This is a genomic window from Acidovorax sp. YS12 (genome assembly GCA_021496925.1).
Lineage (GTDB): Bacteria > Pseudomonadota > Gammaproteobacteria > Burkholderiales > Burkholderiaceae_C > Paenacidovorax.
This window is the reverse complement of record CP053915.1, coordinates 3,898,993-3,914,376: the sequence shown is the minus strand read 5'-3', so window position 1 is coordinate 3,914,376 and position 15,384 is coordinate 3,898,993. Positions and strand designations below refer to the sequence as shown.

9 protein-coding genes and 2 pseudogenes are annotated in these 15,384 nt (G+C 70.1%); all 11 read left to right on the top strand.

Going from position 1 to position 15,384, the window contains the following annotated elements:
- Positions 1-35 precede the first annotated feature (35 nt).
- The 11 genes and pseudogenes from YS110_17510 (at position 36) to YS110_17460 (ending at position 15,379) form a co-directional block, all read left to right on the top strand.
- A complete protein-coding gene (locus tag YS110_17510) occupies positions 36-593 on the top strand; it encodes a hypothetical protein (GenBank protein UJB66424.1) in 558 nt (185 codons plus the stop codon).
- Positions 590-1,657, top strand: coding sequence for a DUF1016 domain-containing protein (locus YS110_17505; protein UJB66423.1), 1,068 nt, complete (start codon positions 590-592; stop codon positions 1,655-1,657). Before YS110_17510 ends, YS110_17505 begins: the two co-directional genes overlap by 4 nt.
- A 20-nt stretch (positions 1,658-1,677) precedes the next feature.
- The gene (locus tag YS110_17500; GenBank protein ID UJB66422.1) at positions 1,678-2,019 is read left to right on the top strand and encodes a hypothetical protein; all 342 of its coding nucleotides are present in this window, start codon (positions 1,678-1,680) and stop codon (positions 2,017-2,019) included.
- A gap of 55 nt (positions 2,020-2,074) precedes the next feature.
- On the top strand, positions 2,075-7,528 hold the full coding sequence (locus YS110_17495; protein ID UJB66421.1) for a DNA repair ATPase: 5,454 nt from the start codon (positions 2,075-2,077) through the stop codon (positions 7,526-7,528).
- 147 nt (positions 7,529-7,675) lie between these two features.
- Positions 7,676-8,035, top strand: a complete 360-nt coding sequence (locus tag YS110_17490; protein ID UJB66420.1) for a hypothetical protein — start codon at positions 7,676-7,678, stop codon at positions 8,033-8,035.
- Positions 8,036-8,218: 183 nt separating this feature from the next.
- Positions 8,219-10,417 carry a TonB-dependent receptor gene (locus YS110_17485; GenBank protein ID UJB66419.1) on the top strand — a complete coding sequence of 733 codons (2,199 nt, stop codon included), beginning with the start codon at positions 8,219-8,221 and terminating at the stop codon, positions 10,415-10,417.
- 8 nt (positions 10,418-10,425) lie between these two features.
- A pseudogene (locus tag YS110_17480) lies at positions 10,426-11,448 on the top strand (PepSY domain-containing protein).
- A 192-nt stretch (positions 11,449-11,640) separates the two neighbouring features.
- Positions 11,641-12,093 (top strand): annotated as a pseudogene (locus YS110_17475) (PepSY domain-containing protein).
- A 77-nt stretch (positions 12,094-12,170) separates the two neighbouring features.
- Complete coding sequence (locus YS110_17470; protein UJB66418.1) at positions 12,171-13,796, top strand: peptide chain release factor 3; 1,626 nt, start codon at positions 12,171-12,173, stop codon at positions 13,794-13,796.
- Positions 13,797-13,798: 2 nt separating this feature from the next.
- A complete protein-coding gene (locus tag YS110_17465) occupies positions 13,799-14,626 on the top strand; it encodes an HAD-IIB family hydrolase (GenBank protein UJB66417.1) in 828 nt (275 codons plus the stop codon).
- A gap of 96 nt (positions 14,627-14,722) precedes the next feature.
- Positions 14,723-15,379 (top strand): c-type cytochrome, encoded by a 657-nt coding sequence (locus YS110_17460; GenBank protein ID UJB66416.1) that lies wholly within the window; start codon positions 14,723-14,725, stop codon positions 15,377-15,379.
- The last annotated feature ends 5 nt before the right edge of the window (positions 15,380-15,384 follow it).

The window sequence follows — 15,384 nt, the reverse complement described above, 5'->3', positions numbered from 1 at the left end:
TCCTGATTCAATAGCACCCTCCCAGATACACGACCATGCCTCCATCGCTGCATTGCAGTTGCGCCAGCCAATCCACCCTCAAGACCGTGGCGCTGGAACCGGGGCTGCCCGCCGCCGTCTGCCCCGATTGCGGCGCCGTGCTGCTGCAAATGGACGACTGGCGCCGCTGGCGCAGCCGCGCGCCGCAGACGCCCACGGCGGCCGCCCCCGCAGCAGCGCCGCTCGCCGACACGGGCCGCGCCCGCGCCTGCCCCGCCTGCACACGGCTGATGCAGCGCCTGCCCGTGCACAACGCGCAGGACTTCCGCGTAGACCGCTGCATCCCTTGCCAGTACCTGTGGCTGGACCCCGGCGAATGGGCCGCGCTGGTGCAACTGGGCGTAGCCCTGCAACTGGACACGCTGCTGTCCGACGCAGGCCAGCGCCGCCTGCAAAACGAACGCCTGCTGGCCGCCCGCATGCACACCCTGCGGCAGCGCCATGGCGACGAGCGCATCGACGAAGTGCTGCGCTTTCGCCGCTGGCTGGCGGGGCAGCCGCTGGCCGATGAGCTGCTGGCGCTGCTTCGATCGCCCGAGGGGTCGCTGCCATGAAGCCCACACTTCATTCACCCGCCGACGCGGGCCGCCTGCTGACCGAACTGCGCGGCCTGATCGAGCAGGCGCGCACGCACGTTGCGCAGACGGCCAATGCCGCGCAAACCATGCTGTATTGGTACGTGGGCCAGCGCATCCACAAGGAAGTGCTGCGGGAAGGGCGGGCCAGCTACGGCGAGGAGATTTTGCCGACACTGTCGGCAAAATTGCAGCCGAGCTACGGGCAGGGGTTCAGCGCCCGCAACTTGGCGCGCATGGTCAAGTTCGCGGAAGTTTTTCCCGACGAACGAATTGTCGCGACGCTGTCGCGACAATTGAGCTGGAGCCACTTCATCGAAATCCTGCCCCTCAAGCAGCCCCTGGAGCGCGCGTACTACGCCGAGCTGTGCCGCATCGAGCGCTGGAGCGTCCGCACCCTGCGCGAGCGCATCGCCAGCCAGTTGTACCTGCGCACCGCCATCTCCAGGCAGCCCGAGCAAGTCGTGCAGGCCGAGATCAGCCACCTGCGCGAAGGCGGCCAGATGACGCCCGACCTCGTGTTCCGCGACCCGTACATGCTCGACTTCCTGGGCCTGCCGCACGGCTACAGCGAGCGCGACCTCGAAGGCGCCATCCTGCGCGAGATGGAGGGCTTCCTGCTGGAGCTGGGCGTGGGCTTCACCTTCGTGGCGCGGCAAAAGCGCATCAGCGTGGGGGCGGACGACTTCTACCTCGACCTGCTTTTCTACCACCGCCATCTGCGGCGGCTGGTGGCGGTGGAGTTGAAGCTGGAGAAGTTCCAGCCCGCGCACAAGGGCCAGATGGAGCTGTACCTGCGCTGGCTGGACCAGCACGACCGCGCAGCGGGTGAGGAGCCGCCCATCGGCCTGATCCTGTGCGCGGGCAAGGACACGGAGCAGGTCGAACTGATGGACCTGGGCGCTTCCAACATCCGCGTGGCGGAATACCTGGCGCACATCCCCGATACGGCGCTGTTGCAGGCGCAACTGCACCGTGCGGTGCAATTGGCACGCGAGCGTGCGGCCCCCGCAGCACTGCCCCCGGCCCCATCGGATGGCTGAAGAACGCCCCAGCGCCCCCCATGTTCCTACTGCCCGCCCTCTTCCTGCCCCTGGTCTTCGGCCTTGCCATCCACCGGCTGGTGGACATCCCCCGCAAGCTCTGGCGGGGCAAGCTGCGGCTGCCGGGCAGGCAGCGCATCCTTCTGCACGCGGCCACGATAGCCGCGTATGGGGTGCTGCTTGGCTACACCATCGCGCTGGGTGCAGCGCTGGTGCACGCACTGCTGGCCGCGCAAGACCGTTTGTCGGCGTACCTGGCATTGCTGGGCTATGTGGCCGCCTACCCGGTGGTTTATTTCCTTGCGGCGTGGGTCTTCTATTACGGCCTTCAACCCACGCCGGATTCAGCACATCAAATTTGATAGCTACCAGCGCTTTCTCCACAAGCGCTGGAGGCACTTTTAACCACTCATCGCCATGACCACCCCGCCCGACCCCGCCATCGACGCCAGCGTGGCCGAAAGCAGCAGCTACGAGCTGCTGAAAAAGCGCCTCGAAACCCAGGGCGACGCATTGCTCGCCAAGGCCCAGGCGCTCAACGCCGCGCGCATCGGCCAGTTCGGCCAGCGCGACCAGCAGTTGCTGATGCGCCTGCGCGCGCGCACCGAGCACAACTGCGTGGCGCGCGACCTGGCCTACATCGGCGGCAACCGGCTGCTGTTCGGCTACAACGTGTTCATGGGCCTGCGGCGCGAGACGCGGGTGGAGGACGTGTTCGCCATCTACGAACTCGCGCACCACGAAGGCAACGGCGCACCCGAAAGCGACGAACTGGTGCAGGTGCCCCTGGCGGGCAGCTTTTTGGACGACCCGCGCTTTGCCGCCGACTTCAACGAGCTGTACACCTACTACAAGCAGGCCACGCTGCAACTGCTGCGGCCCACGCCGGAGTTCCTGCTCGCGGCCTTCCAGATCGGCCAGCAGGCGCAGGACATCCGCGTGTTCCGCTGGAAGCGCGAGAGCGACGGCTCGCTGAAATACGTGGACAACCGGGGCGAGCGCGACCTGATGCCGCCGCCCAGCCACGACTTCGCGTGGACGCCGCTCACGCGCGAGCACCACGTGGGCGGCGCGCACCCGCACATCAACGTGCTGGACACGCTGTTCGTCGAAACCATCGGCGGCACGCTCACCATCAAGGTCGAGAACAACACCGAGACCGGCCTGGGCATCTACGAAGAACCGGTGGACGATGCCAACCAGGCCCTGGGCGACGCCGAGATCGCCTACGCCAGGCTGGGCCTCTTGATCCTGCTGCAGGTGCGCCCCTACCGCGAGAACGCCACACGCTACCTGGTCTTCAACCAGCGCACGCAGCAGGTCACGCGCATCGACGCCATCGGCGCCTCGTGCATGCAGCTGCCCGAGGACCACGGCATCATCTTCCCCGGCGGCTACTACCTGCAATCGGGCGAGCACAAGCGCTTCGACCTGCCGCCCGAGCTGACCGGCCAACTGCGCTTCACGCGCATGAAGCGCTCGCCCAACGGCGAGGACGTGGCCTACATCTTCTACGGCACGCAGCCGCCGCCGCAGGGCAGTCCCGCCACGCTGGATGCGGGCTGCTACGCCATCTTCACCTACAACCTGATCGACAAGGCCCTGTCGCCGCCCATCCTGGCCGACGGCTACAGCGCCTTCCCGGACGGGCGCATGCTGGTCTTCCAGGCCGCGCGCGGCGAGGCCACGCGGGTGCACCCCATGCAGCTCTGGCGCACGCCGTTTGCCACCGAGGAATACGCCAGCCGCCAGCCCGCAGGCACCGGCTTCTACGCCCGCGTGGGCAATGCCGACCTGGTGCGCGGCATCTCCGACCTGCTGGCCATTGCCCGCGCCGTGCGCGAGCAGGTGCCCACGCGCACCGCGTACGAGGACCTCATCCGCCAGTGCCAGCGCGCGCGCGACGCCTACTTCTGGCTCGACGCCGGCGAAGCGCAGAACGCCGCCGCCGACCTGGCCGCCATCGACCAGGCCGCGCAGGCCACGCTGGGCGAGTTCGAGAAGGTCGAAAGCATCCGCCAGGACACGGCCCGCGCCCTGCACAAGGCCGAGGGCCAGCAGCGCGAGCTGATGACCGCCATCGCCAGCCAGATGTGGCGCGGCCCCGGCGACTTCGTGCAGGCGCTGGACAAGCTGCGCCAGCGCCAGGGCGAACTGCAACTGCTGCGCGAGCTGCGCTATGCCGACCTGGGCCTGATCGACACGATGGCCGAGCAGCTCGCCACCGAGCAGCGCCGCGTGGGCGAGCGCGCCATGCAGTTCCTGGCTGAGGAAAAAGCCTTCGACGGCCAGCAAAAAGCGCTGGCCGCCGTGGCCGCCGTGCTGCCGCAGGCGGCCACCGCCACCCAGATTGCGGAACAGTTGGGCAGCCTGGACGCCGAGGCAGCGGGCCTGGATTTACTGAGCGAACAACTGGGCAACCTGCCCGGCGGCGACGCGGTGCAGCGCACCGCCATCCTCGACCGCATCGCGCTACTGTACGCCGACATCAACCGCCTGCGCGCCGATGCGCGTGCGCGCCGCCGCAGTTTGGGCGCGGCGGAGCAGCGGGCCGAGTTCGGCGCGCAGTTCAAGCTGTTCGGGCAGGCGGTGGAGAACGCGCTGGAGCTGTCGGACACGCCCGAGAAGTGCGACGAAGCGCTGACGCGCCTGCTGGCGCAACTGGAGGACATTGAAGGCCGCTTTGCCGAGCAGGAAGAGTTTTTGGCCGACATTGCCACACAGCGCGAGACGGTCTATGAAGCGCTCTCCGCCCGCCGCCAAAGCCTGGTGGAAGCCCAGCAGCGCCGCGCCAAGGCCCTGGCCGACGCGGCGGGCCGCATCCTCGACGGCGTGCCGCGCCGCGTGGCGGGCCTCACTGAAATCGCGCAGGTCCACAGCTACTTCGCGTCCGACCCCATGCTCGCCAAGCTGCGCGAGCAGGTGGCCGAGCTGCGCAAGCTGGGCGCGGCGGTGGCGGCGGATGACATTGCGACGCGCCTTGCCACCGCACGCGACCAGGCCGTGCGCGCGGTGCGCGACCAGCGTGAACTCTCATCGGGCGCGCAGGGTGGCATCAAGCTGGGCACGCACACCTTCACGGTCAACAAGCAGCCGCTCGATTTGACGCTGGTGGCGCATGGCGACGGCCTCGCGTGGCAGATCACCGGCACCGACTACCTCGCACCCGCGCACGATGCGCGGCTGGAAGCGCTGCGCCCGTTCTGGCCACAGGCGCTGGTGTCGGAAACGCCACAGCTTGCGCGCGCCGAATACCTTGCCGCCGAATGGCTGGACGATACCGACGGGGACGAACTGCTGGTGCAGTTGCAGGACGAAGCCTCCACCGCCCCGCTCGAAAGCCTGCGCCGCTTCGCCGCCAGCCGCTACCAGGAGGGCTACCAGCGCGGCATCCACGACGACGACGCCCTCGCCATCGTGCGCGTGCTCGCGCCCATCCAGGCGGCGGCGGGCCTGCTGCTCTACGGCCCGGCCGAACGCGCGCTGGCGCAGCTCTACTGGCACCAGGGCCTGCGCGAGGAAAGCCGCCAGTCCCTGGCCCGCCGCGCCCGCAGCGCGCAGCACATCGCCCAGCTCTTCGCGCAGACCGCCGCGCGCGCAACGCTGGAGCAGGAAGCCGCGCAGGGCCTGCGCCAGTTCCTCACGCAGCACTCCGCGCTGGGCGAGGAATGGCTGCCCGAACTCGCCGAGGCGCTGGGCGCCCATGCGCAGGACGGCTCCCTCATCAACACCCTGGCCGAAGAAGCCGCTGCCTACCTCGTGCGCGAACTCGCGCAGGCCGAAGATGCGCCGCATTGGGCTATCAGCGGCGCAGGCGAAGACCTGTTGCACGCCCTGCAACGCACACTGGACCACGGCGGCCTCGCCAGTGCATGGCAGCGCGACCTGCAAGCGGCCGAGCCGCTGGAGCGCTGGCGACTCGCACGCGGCTGGCTGCGCGCCTTCGCCACGTCGCAAGACAGCGGTACTGAATGGATCGACGACGCCGCCACCGCCCTCACTTTCCAAGGCCCACGCCGCCGCGTCAACGTGCAACTGAGCGCAAACATCGACGGCCTGCGCGGCGAACACCCGCGCATCCGCGAAGGCTCCCTGCCCTTTCACCTCAACGACCTGCGCCGCCGCGTGCGCCACCACCGCAGCCACGCGGTGCAGGGATTCACGCAACTGCAAGCCCTGCGCCACGAACTGCTGGTGCAGGAAAAAGCCCGCCTGCACCTCGCCCAGTTCCAGGCCAAGCCGCTCGCCACCTTCGTGCGCAACCGGCTCATCGACGAGGTGTACCTGCCCCTGGTCGGCAACAACCTCGCCAAGCAGTTGGGCGCGGCGGGCGACGCCGCACGCACCGACCGCATGGGCATGCTGCTGCTCATCTCCCCGCCCGGCTACGGCAAGACCACGCTGATGGAATACGTGGCGAACCGCCTGGGCCTGGTGTTCGTGCGCATCAACTGCCCCGCGCTCGGCCACGGCGTGACCAGCATCGACCCCTCCACCGCCCCCAACAGCGCCGCCCGGCAGGAGCTGGAAAAGCTCAACCTCGGCCTCGCCATGGGCAGCAACGTGATGCTGTACCTGGACGACATCCAGCACACGCACCCCGAGTTCCTGCAGAAGTTCATCGCCCTGGCCGACGGCACGCGCCGCATCGAGGGCGTGTGGCAGGGCCAGCCGCGCACCTGGGACATGCGCGGCAAGCGCTTCGCCATCGTCATGTCGGGCAACCCGTACACCGAGTCGGGCGACGTGTTCCGCATCCCCGACATGCTGGCCAACCGGGCCGACATCTACAACCTGGGCGACGTGCTCTCGGGCCGCGAGGCGGTGTTTGCGCTGTCGTACATCGAGAACAGCCTGACGGCCCACCCCGTCACCCAGCCGCTGGCCTCGCGCGAGCCGAAGGACGTGCAGTTGCTGGTGCGCATGGCGCAGGGCGAGGCCATCGACGCGACCGCCTTCGCCCACCCCTACAGCGCCGTCGAACTGGACGAGCTGACGAACCTGCTGCGCCGCCTGTTCAAGGTGCGCGACGTGCTGCTCAAGGTCAACCTCGCCTACATCGAATCCGCCGCGCAGGACGACCGCTACCGGACGGCGCCACCGTTTCGCCTGCAAGGCAGCTACCGCAACATGGCGCGCCTCGCGCCCCAGGTCACACCGCTGATGCAGGACGGCGAACTCGACGCCCTGCTGCGCGACCACTACCGGGGCGAGGCGCAGACGCTGACCACGGGCGCGGAAGAAAACCTGCTGCAGCTCGCCCACCTCATCGGCCGCCCCACGCCCGACGAAGCCGCGCGCTGGGCCGAGATCAGCGACAGCTTCCAGCGCCAGCGCAAGCTCGGCGGCGCCGACGACGACCCCAGCGTGCGCGTGACGCGCGGGCTGCTCGACATCGCGCGCAGCGTGGATGCGCTGCAGCCACGCCAGACCACCGAGCTGCTGGCACGCCCGCTGGTCGCCATCGCCCAGCGCCTGGGCACGGCCACGCCCGCGCAACAGGCCCAGACGGCGGTGCTGGAGCGGCTGGAGCCCGCGCTCGCCGCCCTGGCCGAGATGGCCCGCCACCTGCAAAGCGGCACCACCCAGGCCCAGGCGCAGTTGCGCGACGGCCTGCACGCCTCGGCCCAGGCCATGCAAGCGCTGCAGGCCAGCACCCAGGCGCTGCACACGCACAGCGACGCGGCGCAGCACCAGCGCATGGTGGAGGCGCTGCTCTCGCTCTCGGTCACCTACCGCCAGCTCATCATGCCGCTGGTGCGCGCCATCGAAACCCGCATGGGCGCCGACGCCAAGCTGCACCAGGAAGTGGAGCGGCTGGAGCAGATGTTCGACAGCCTGCCGCATGCACCGAATGCACCGAAGGCATGAAGGGGATTGGGTGGAATCCGGGGCCTGCCGGATTCACATCAAAATCAGCCTCCAGCCCTTGACCAGCAAGCGCAACCAGCTATCAACAAAATAGCACTCTTCCGCCGCCCTGCGCGGCGGAGGAAGCCGCCTGTATCATCCGCCCCCATGTCCGCCCTGCGAACCTTTACCGCCTTGCGCCTTTGGGTGCTGGCGTGGTTCATGGCGTCGTGCGGCGTGGCCATTGCCGCGCCATGGGTCAACCCGCAGGGCCTGCAAACCATCTGCTCCGGCGCGGGCACCCTGAAGCTCGTGGCCTCGACGGACGACGGCACGCCGGAGCTGGCCCCCACGGGCATGGACTGCCCCCTGTGCGCCGCCCTGGGCGCGCCCCCGCCCGCCCCGGCGCTGGGCCTGTCCGCCCCGGCGCCGCTGGCCCATGCGCTGCAGCCCATTCCAGCGGCCCGCATCGCCGCCGCCACAGCGGCGCCCCTGCCCGCCCGCGGCCCCCCGCCACTGCGCGCCTGACAACGGCAGGCACGCGCACCCGCGCGTGCCGTCCGTCCCGCCGTGCCCTGCGCGCGGCTGTCCGTGGACGGTCTTCCGCCCCCCGCCGGGCGGGCCCGGCCACCCCTGTTTTGCCTGCCGCCAGCCGCCGCCCCGCGCAATACGGGCGGCTGCTGGCGCAGCATGCGCTTTCGTGGATTCGCCATGTCCTTTGCTTCCCCGGGCCGCGCCGTGCGCGCCCTGCCCTTCTTCTCTCTCGCCTGCGTGCTGCTGCCCAGCCACCACGCCCTGGCCCAGACGCCCCCCGCCAACGCCGCCGCCACCCTGCAGACCGTGAACGTGGTGGACGCGGCCCCCGCGCCGAACGGCAAGCTCCAGCTCGACACCCCGGTGGAAACCGGCAGCCGCCTGGGCCTGACGGCACGCGAAACGCCCGCCTCCGTCACCGTGGTGGACCGCGCCACCATCGACGCCCGGGGCGCGCAGGACACGCAGGAGATCCTGCGCGCCATTCCCGGCGTGACGGCGCACAACGCCCCCGGCTCGATGGCAGCCAGCTACCGGGGCTTTACCGGCAACTCGGTCACGCAGCTCTACAACGGCATCACCGTGCACTACGGCAGCGCCACCCGCGCCGTGGACAGCTGGATCTACGACCGCGTGGAGGCCATCGGCGGGGCGTCGAGCTTTCTGTACGGCTCCGGCGCCGTGGGCGGCGCGCTCAACTACATCACCAAGACCGCCGAGCGCAGCGACTTCACCGAAGCGCAGCTGCGCCTGGGCTCGTACGGCTTCAAGGAGGCCTCGGTGGGGCTGAACCGCCGCATCGCCGGCACGCCCGACGGCGGCGGCCCGGCGCATTTCGCGCGCCTGGACCTGAACCACCGCGACGCCGGCAGCTGGACGCAGGGCACGCACACCCGGTCCACGCAGCTGGCCGCCTCGCTGCTGTCCGACCTAGGCGGGGGCTTCACCCACCTGCTGGCCTACGAGTACCAGAACGACCACGTGGACCGCCCCTACTGGGGCACGCCGGTGCTCAACCCCTGGGGCGGCGCGCAGCGCATCGACGAAGGCACGCGCTTCCAGAACTACAACAGCGCCGACGGCATGTACGCGCACCGCGTGCAGTGGCTGCGCTCGGTGGCGCAATGGCGCGTGTCCAGCGCGCTGCAGCTGCGCAACACCTTCTACGTGTACGACGCGCTGCGCGACTACCGCAACGTCGAGACCTACCGCTTCGACGCCGCCAACACCGCCGTGGAGCGCACCGGCGCCTACCTGCAGCGGCACGACCAGGACGTGGTGGGCGACCGCATCGAAGGCACGTACCGCGGCACGCTGGCCGGGCGCGCCAGCGACTGGGCCTTCGGCCTGGACGTGAGCGTAAACCGGCAAACGCGCTTTCCCAACAGCCTGGGCCTGACGGTGAGCACAGTGAACCCGTACCGTTTCACCACGGAGAATTTCTTCGACATCCCGGGCATGGCCCCGGGCTTCCGGCCCGACCGCGACAACAAGACCACCACCACCGCGCTGTACCTGGAAAACCGCACGCGCGTCGCCCCCGCGCTGAGCCTGGTCACGGCGCTGCGGCACGAGCGCATCGCGCTCGACCTGGTCAACCGCCGCGAGGTCACCGCCGCCAACCCAGCCACCTTCAGCCGCAGCTACCAGCCCACCACCGGGCGCATCGGCGTGGTGTGGGACCTTGCCCCCGGCGCCAACCTGTACGCCCAGGCCGCCACGGCGGCCGACCCGCCGTCGGGCTCGCTGTCCACCGCCACCTTCGGCGACGTGCGCACCAACAGCGAACTGACCACCGGCCGCCAACTGGAGGTGGGCAGCAAGCTCGACTTCTGGGACGGCAAGGGCAGCGCCACGGTGGCGGTGTTCGACATCCGGCGGCGCAACATCGCCTCGCAAGACCCGAACAACCCAGGCGTCACCCAACTGGTGGGCGAACAGTCCTCGCGCGGCGTGGAGCTGGCCGCGGGCCTGCGCCCGAGCGCGCGCTGGCAGGTGCAGGGCAACCTGATGCACACCCGCGCGCGCTATGAAGACTTCATGCAGGGCGGGGTTTCGCTGGCCGGCATGGTGCCCACGCTCACCCCGCAGACGGTGGCCAACCTGTGGCTCTCGTACACCATCGCCCCCGCCGTCACCGCCAGCGCCGGCGTGCGCCACGTGGGCAAGACCTACGCCGACGCGGCCAACACCCAGTACTGGCCCGCGTACACCCTGCTCGACCTGGGCCTGGCCTGGAAGATCACGCCCGGCACCACGCTCACCGGCCGCGTGCGCAACGCCACCGACCGCATCTACGGCGCCGAGGCGCGCACCGGCCAAGTCTACCTGGGCGCGCCGCGCACTTTGGACATGACGCTGCACACCGCATTCTGAGCCGCGCCATGCCGCACGCCAAACGCTGGCTCTTCCTCGCGCACCGCTGGCTGGGCGTGCTGCTGTGCGCGTTCTTCGCCATGTGGTTTGTCTCGGGCGTGGTGATGATGTACGTGGGCTACCCCAAGCTCACGCCCGCCGAGCGCCTGCGCCACCTGCCGCCGCTGCCCGCCACCGGCCTGCTGGAGCCCGCGCAGGCCCTGCGCGCCGCCGGGCTGGACGGCCCGCTGCAGGCGCTGCGCCTGGCGGCGGCCAGCGGCGGGCGGGCGGTATACCTCGCCACCCCCGCGCCGGCGCACGGCCCGGCCCGCACAGTGGTGATCGACGCCGCCACCGGCGAGCGGCTGGCGCACGCCGGCGCCGCGCGCGCCCTGGCCTCGGCCCTGGCGTTCCAGGCGCAGATGCCGCCCGGCGCGGCCGCGCTGGAGCCGCCGCAGTACCTGGGCGAGATCGGCGAGGACGCCTTCACCCACTCGCGCGCGCTGGACGCGCACCGCCCGCTGCACAAGCTGCAACTGCACGACGCAGCGGCCACCGTGCTCTACGTCTCCAGCCAGACCGGCGAGGTAGTGCGCGACGCCCCGCGCCGCGAGCGCGCATGGAACTACCTGGGCGCCTGGATCCACTGGCTCTACCCCCTGCGCGGCGGCGCGCTGGACGCCTGGTGGGCCGGCATCGTGGACGGCCTGGCCCTGCTGGGCATCGCCCTGGCGCTCACCGGCACCGTGGCGGGCGTGTGGCGCTGGCGCTTCGCCGGGCGCTACAGGAGCGGCGCGCGCACGCCCTACCCCGGCGCGGTGATGCGCCGGCACCACGTGGCCGGGCTGCTGTTCGCCCTGAGCACCGGCACCTGGATCTTCAGCGGCCTCATGTCCATGAACCCGTGGAAGATCTTCGACAGCGGCGCCCCTGCACTGCGCACCACGGCCCTGCACGGCGGCCCGCTGCAGCTGGCCGAAGGTGCGGCGCGCGTGCAGGCGCTCCTGCAGGCCGCGGGCCCCGGCGTGCGCGAGCTGCGCTGGACGCGCACCCCGGTGTCGCGTCAACGGTCAGATGTCGAAGGCTGCGCGCAGCCATCGGATTGCAGCGCAAGGCGCAGCGCGCAGCCCATGCCGAGCGCATGGGCAAGCGATGCAACGCAGCGAGGCAATGCGAGGGCAAGTGCAGACCGGCATATGACCGTTGACGCGACACTCGGCGACACCGTGGTGCAGGCCCATGGCGCCAGCGGCCCGCCCCGGCTGCTGGACGCCGCCACCGCCCGCCCCGCCACCGTGGACGCCGCCCGCCTGCGCGCCCAGGCCGCCCGCCTGGTGGACGCGCCGCTGGCGCGGCTGGAGACGCTGCAGGCGTACGACCTGTACTACTACGACCGCGCCGAACACACCATGACCGGCGGCGGCGAAAAACCCCTGCCCGTGCTGCGCGCCGTGTTCGGCGACGCCCATGGCACCTGGGTGCACATCGACCCCGCCACCGGCGCGGTGCTGGGCCGGCTCGACAGCCACCGCCGCGCCAGCCGCTGGCTGTTCGGCCTGCTGCACAGCTGGGACTGGCTGCCGCTGCTGCAGCGCCGCCCGGCGTGGGACGCCCTGCTGATCGCCCTGAGCCTGGGCGGCGCAGCGCTGAGCCTGACGGGCGTGGTGATCGGCTGGCGGCGCCTGGCGCGCAAGCTGCGCGCGGCCAGCGGGGATAATCGCGGGCTTTGCCCTACTGCGCGCGGCCGCCCGCGCCGCGCCCCGGAGCCCCTGCCGTGTCCTTCCTCGACGAAACCCGCCGCCGCCGCACCTTCGCCATCATCTCCCACCCCGACGCGGGCAAGACCACGCTGACGGAAAAGCTGCTGCTGTTCTCGGGCGCGATCCAGATCGCCGGCGCCGTCAAGGGCCGCAAGGCATCGCGCCACGCCACCTCCGACTGGATGGAAATCGAGAAGCAGCGCGGCATCTCGGTGGCCAGCTCGGTGATGCAGATGGGCTACCGCGGCCACGTCATCAACCTGCTCGACACCCCCGGCCACAAGGACTTCTCCGAAGACACCTACCGCGTGCTCACCGCCGTGGACTCGGCGCTGATGGTGATCGACGCCGCCAACGGCGTGGAAGCGCAGACGCGCCGCCTGATCGAAGTCTGCCGCCAGCGCGACACGCCCATCATCACCTTCGTCAACAAGATGGACCGCGAGGTGCGCGACCCGCTGGACATCCTCGACGAAGTCGAGCGCGAGCTGGGCATGCCCTGCTGCCCCGTCACCTGGCCCGTGGGCCAGGGCAAATCGTTCGGCGGCATCATCGATCTGCGCACGCAGAGCATGACGGTGTTCCAGCCCGGCAGCGAGAAGCGCCCGGAAGACTTCGAGACCATCCCGCTGACGGAAAAAGACAAGCTGCGCGCGCGCTTCGGCCAGGCGTTCGACGACGCCCTGGACAGCATGGAGCTGGCCGTGGGCGCCTCCACCGAATGGAACCACGCGCAGTTCCTGGCCGCCAGGCTCACGCCGGTGTTCTTCGGCTCGGGCGTGAACAACTTCGGCGTGCAGGAAGTGCTCAACGCCGTCGTCGACATGTCGCCCCCGCCGGGCACGCGCGTCGCCTACACCGAGGCGGGCCGCCAGCGCGAGGAGAAAACCATCCACCCCGAGGACAAGGGCTTCTCGGGCGTGGTGTTCAAGGTGCAGGCCAACATGGACGCCAACCACCGCGACCGCATCGCCTTCGTGCGCGTGGCCAGCGGCAAATACACCCCGGGCATGAAGATGAAGGTGCAGCGCACCGGCAAGGAGCTGCGCCCCACATCGGTCGTCACCTTCATGAGCCAGCGGCGCGAGGCGGTGGATGAGGCGTATGCCGGCGACATCATCGGTTTCACCATCCACGGCGGCGTGCAGCTGGGCGACTCCATCACCGACGGGCCTGCGCTGCAGTTCACCGGCCTGCCCTTCTTCGCCCCCGAGCTGTTCATGACCGTGGTGCTGAAGAACCCGCTGCGCTCCAAGCAGCTGCAGCAGGGCCTGATGGAGCTGGGCGAGGAAGGCGCGATCCAGGTCTTCAAGCCCGATGCCGGCGGCAACATGCTGCTGGGCGCCGTGGGCCAGCTGCAGTTCGAGGTGGTGCAGCACCGCCTGAAGACCGAGTACGACTGCGACATCCGCCTCGAAGGCTGCCAGTACACCGGCGCGCGCTGGATCACGGCCGACACCCCGGCCGAGCTGCGCGACTTCGAGAATGCCTACCCGCTGCGCATGGCGCACGACGCCGCCAACACCCTGGCCTACCTGTGCACCAGCCCGTATGACGTGCGGCTGGCGCAGGAGCGCTTTCCGAAGATCCACTTCCATCCGCTGCGCGAGCACGCGGGCCTGTCGCTGAGCAGCAGCTGACCATGCAGCCCCTGGCCCAGTGGCGGCCGCCGCGCCTGCGCGGCGTGTTCACCGACATCGACGACACGCTGACCACCGGCGGCGCCATCACCGCCGACGCGCTGCAGGCGCTGGGCGCGCTGAAGGCGGCGGGCCTGCACGTCATCCCCATCACCGGCCGCCCCGTGGGCTGGAGCGAACCCTTCGCCCAGGCCTGGCCGGTGGACGCCATCGTGGCCGAGAACGGCGCGGTGGCACTGCTGCCGCCGGCACAGGATTCAAGCAAAAACAGCCTCCAGACCTTGCCAGGCAAGCGCAGGCAGCTATCAAAACTGTACCAACAGAACGCCGCCACGCGCGCCGCCCACTTCGCGCGCATGCAGCAGGTACTGGCCCATATCGAGGCCACCGTGCCCGGCGCGCGGCGCGCCGCCGACTCGGCCGGGCGCGAGTGCGACATCGCCATCGACCACAGCGAATTCACGCAGCTGCCACAAGAGCGCATCGGCCAGTGCGTGGCGCTCCTGCGCGCCGCCGGCATGAACGCCACCGTGAGCAGCATCCACATCAACGGCTGGTACGGCACGCACGACAAGCTGGAGGGCGCGCGCTGGATCGTGCGCGAACTGCTGGGGCGCGACCTCGACGCGGAGCTCGACGGCTGGGTCTACATCGGCGACTCGACCAACGACCAGCGCATGTTCCAGCACTTTCCGCACAGCGTCGGCGTGGCCAACATCGCGCGCTTCGTGCCGCAGCTCGCGCACCTGCCGCGCTACGTCACGCAGGGCGCGCGCGGCGCGGGCTTTGCCGAACTGGCGCGCGCCTTGCTCGCCGTCAAGCACGGCTGACAAGCCGGGGCATCGCGCGGGCTTCGTGGCCTGCGCGCTACGTCGGAGCGCCAGCATGTCCCCTAGAATGACCTTTTCCAAAAAAAGGGTTTGACCATGGCAAAGCGTATCCCTGCAGTTCTTGTGCTGGCGTTGACGGCCTGCCTGGCATGGCAGCCTGCCGCAATGGCCCAGTCCAGCCGGAACAAGGTGGATATCGAGACGCGCTTCAAGGAGGCCATGGCCGACCCGAAACTGGCCGACGACCTGTACAAGGTCGGCCGCAAGGTGGCCGCCGTGTGCGCCAACTGCCATGGCGACGGGGGCAACAGCACCAAGCCCTCGGTGCCCAACCTGGCGGGCCAGAACCCGGCCTACCTGCTGGAGCAGGTACGCCAGTTCGCCGACGGACGCCGCCGCTACGAATTCATGGAAGGCATGATCCGCGCCATGAACAGCGACGAGAAGATCGGCATGGTGCTGTTCTACTCGGCCCAGGAAGTCGTGCACAAGCCCGCTGCCGACAAGGCCCTGGCGGCCAAGGGCCAGGACATCTTCGGCAAGAACTGCTTCCGCTGCCACGGCGACATGGGCCGCGGCAACGACCAGATCGCCCGCATCGCCGGCCAGCAGACCGAGTACCTGCGCTCCACCCTCAAGCGCTACCGCGACGGCCCCAACACCCGCGCCAACTCGATCATGACGCCCAACACCAAGCTGCTCACCGACCACGACATCGAGGCGCTGGTGGCCTTCGTGTCCTCCATGCCCTGACGGCA

Excerpts from the sequence above, each read along its gene's own strand:
- YS110_17490 (UJB66420.1), top strand. The coding sequence starts at position 7,676 with ATGTCCGCCCTGCGAACCTTTACCGCCTTGCGCCTTTGGGTGCTGGCG.
- YS110_17465 (UJB66417.1), top strand. The coding sequence starts at position 13,799 with ATGCAGCCCCTGGCCCAGTGGCGGCCGCCGCGCCTGCGCGGCGTGTTC.
- YS110_17485 (UJB66419.1), top strand. The coding sequence starts at position 8,219 with ATGTCCTTTGCTTCCCCGGGCCGCGCCGTGCGCGCCCTGCCCTTCTTC.
- YS110_17505 (UJB66423.1), top strand. The coding sequence starts at position 590 with ATGAAGCCCACACTTCATTCACCCGCCGACGCGGGCCGCCTGCTGACC.
- YS110_17510 (UJB66424.1), top strand. The coding sequence starts at position 36 with ATGCCTCCATCGCTGCATTGCAGTTGCGCCAGCCAATCCACCCTCAAG.
- YS110_17460 (UJB66416.1), top strand. The coding sequence starts at position 14,723 with ATGGCAAAGCGTATCCCTGCAGTTCTTGTGCTGGCGTTGACGGCCTGC.
- YS110_17495 (UJB66421.1), top strand. The coding sequence starts at position 2,075 with ATGACCACCCCGCCCGACCCCGCCATCGACGCCAGCGTGGCCGAAAGC.
- YS110_17500 (UJB66422.1), top strand. The coding sequence starts at position 1,678 with ATGTTCCTACTGCCCGCCCTCTTCCTGCCCCTGGTCTTCGGCCTTGCC.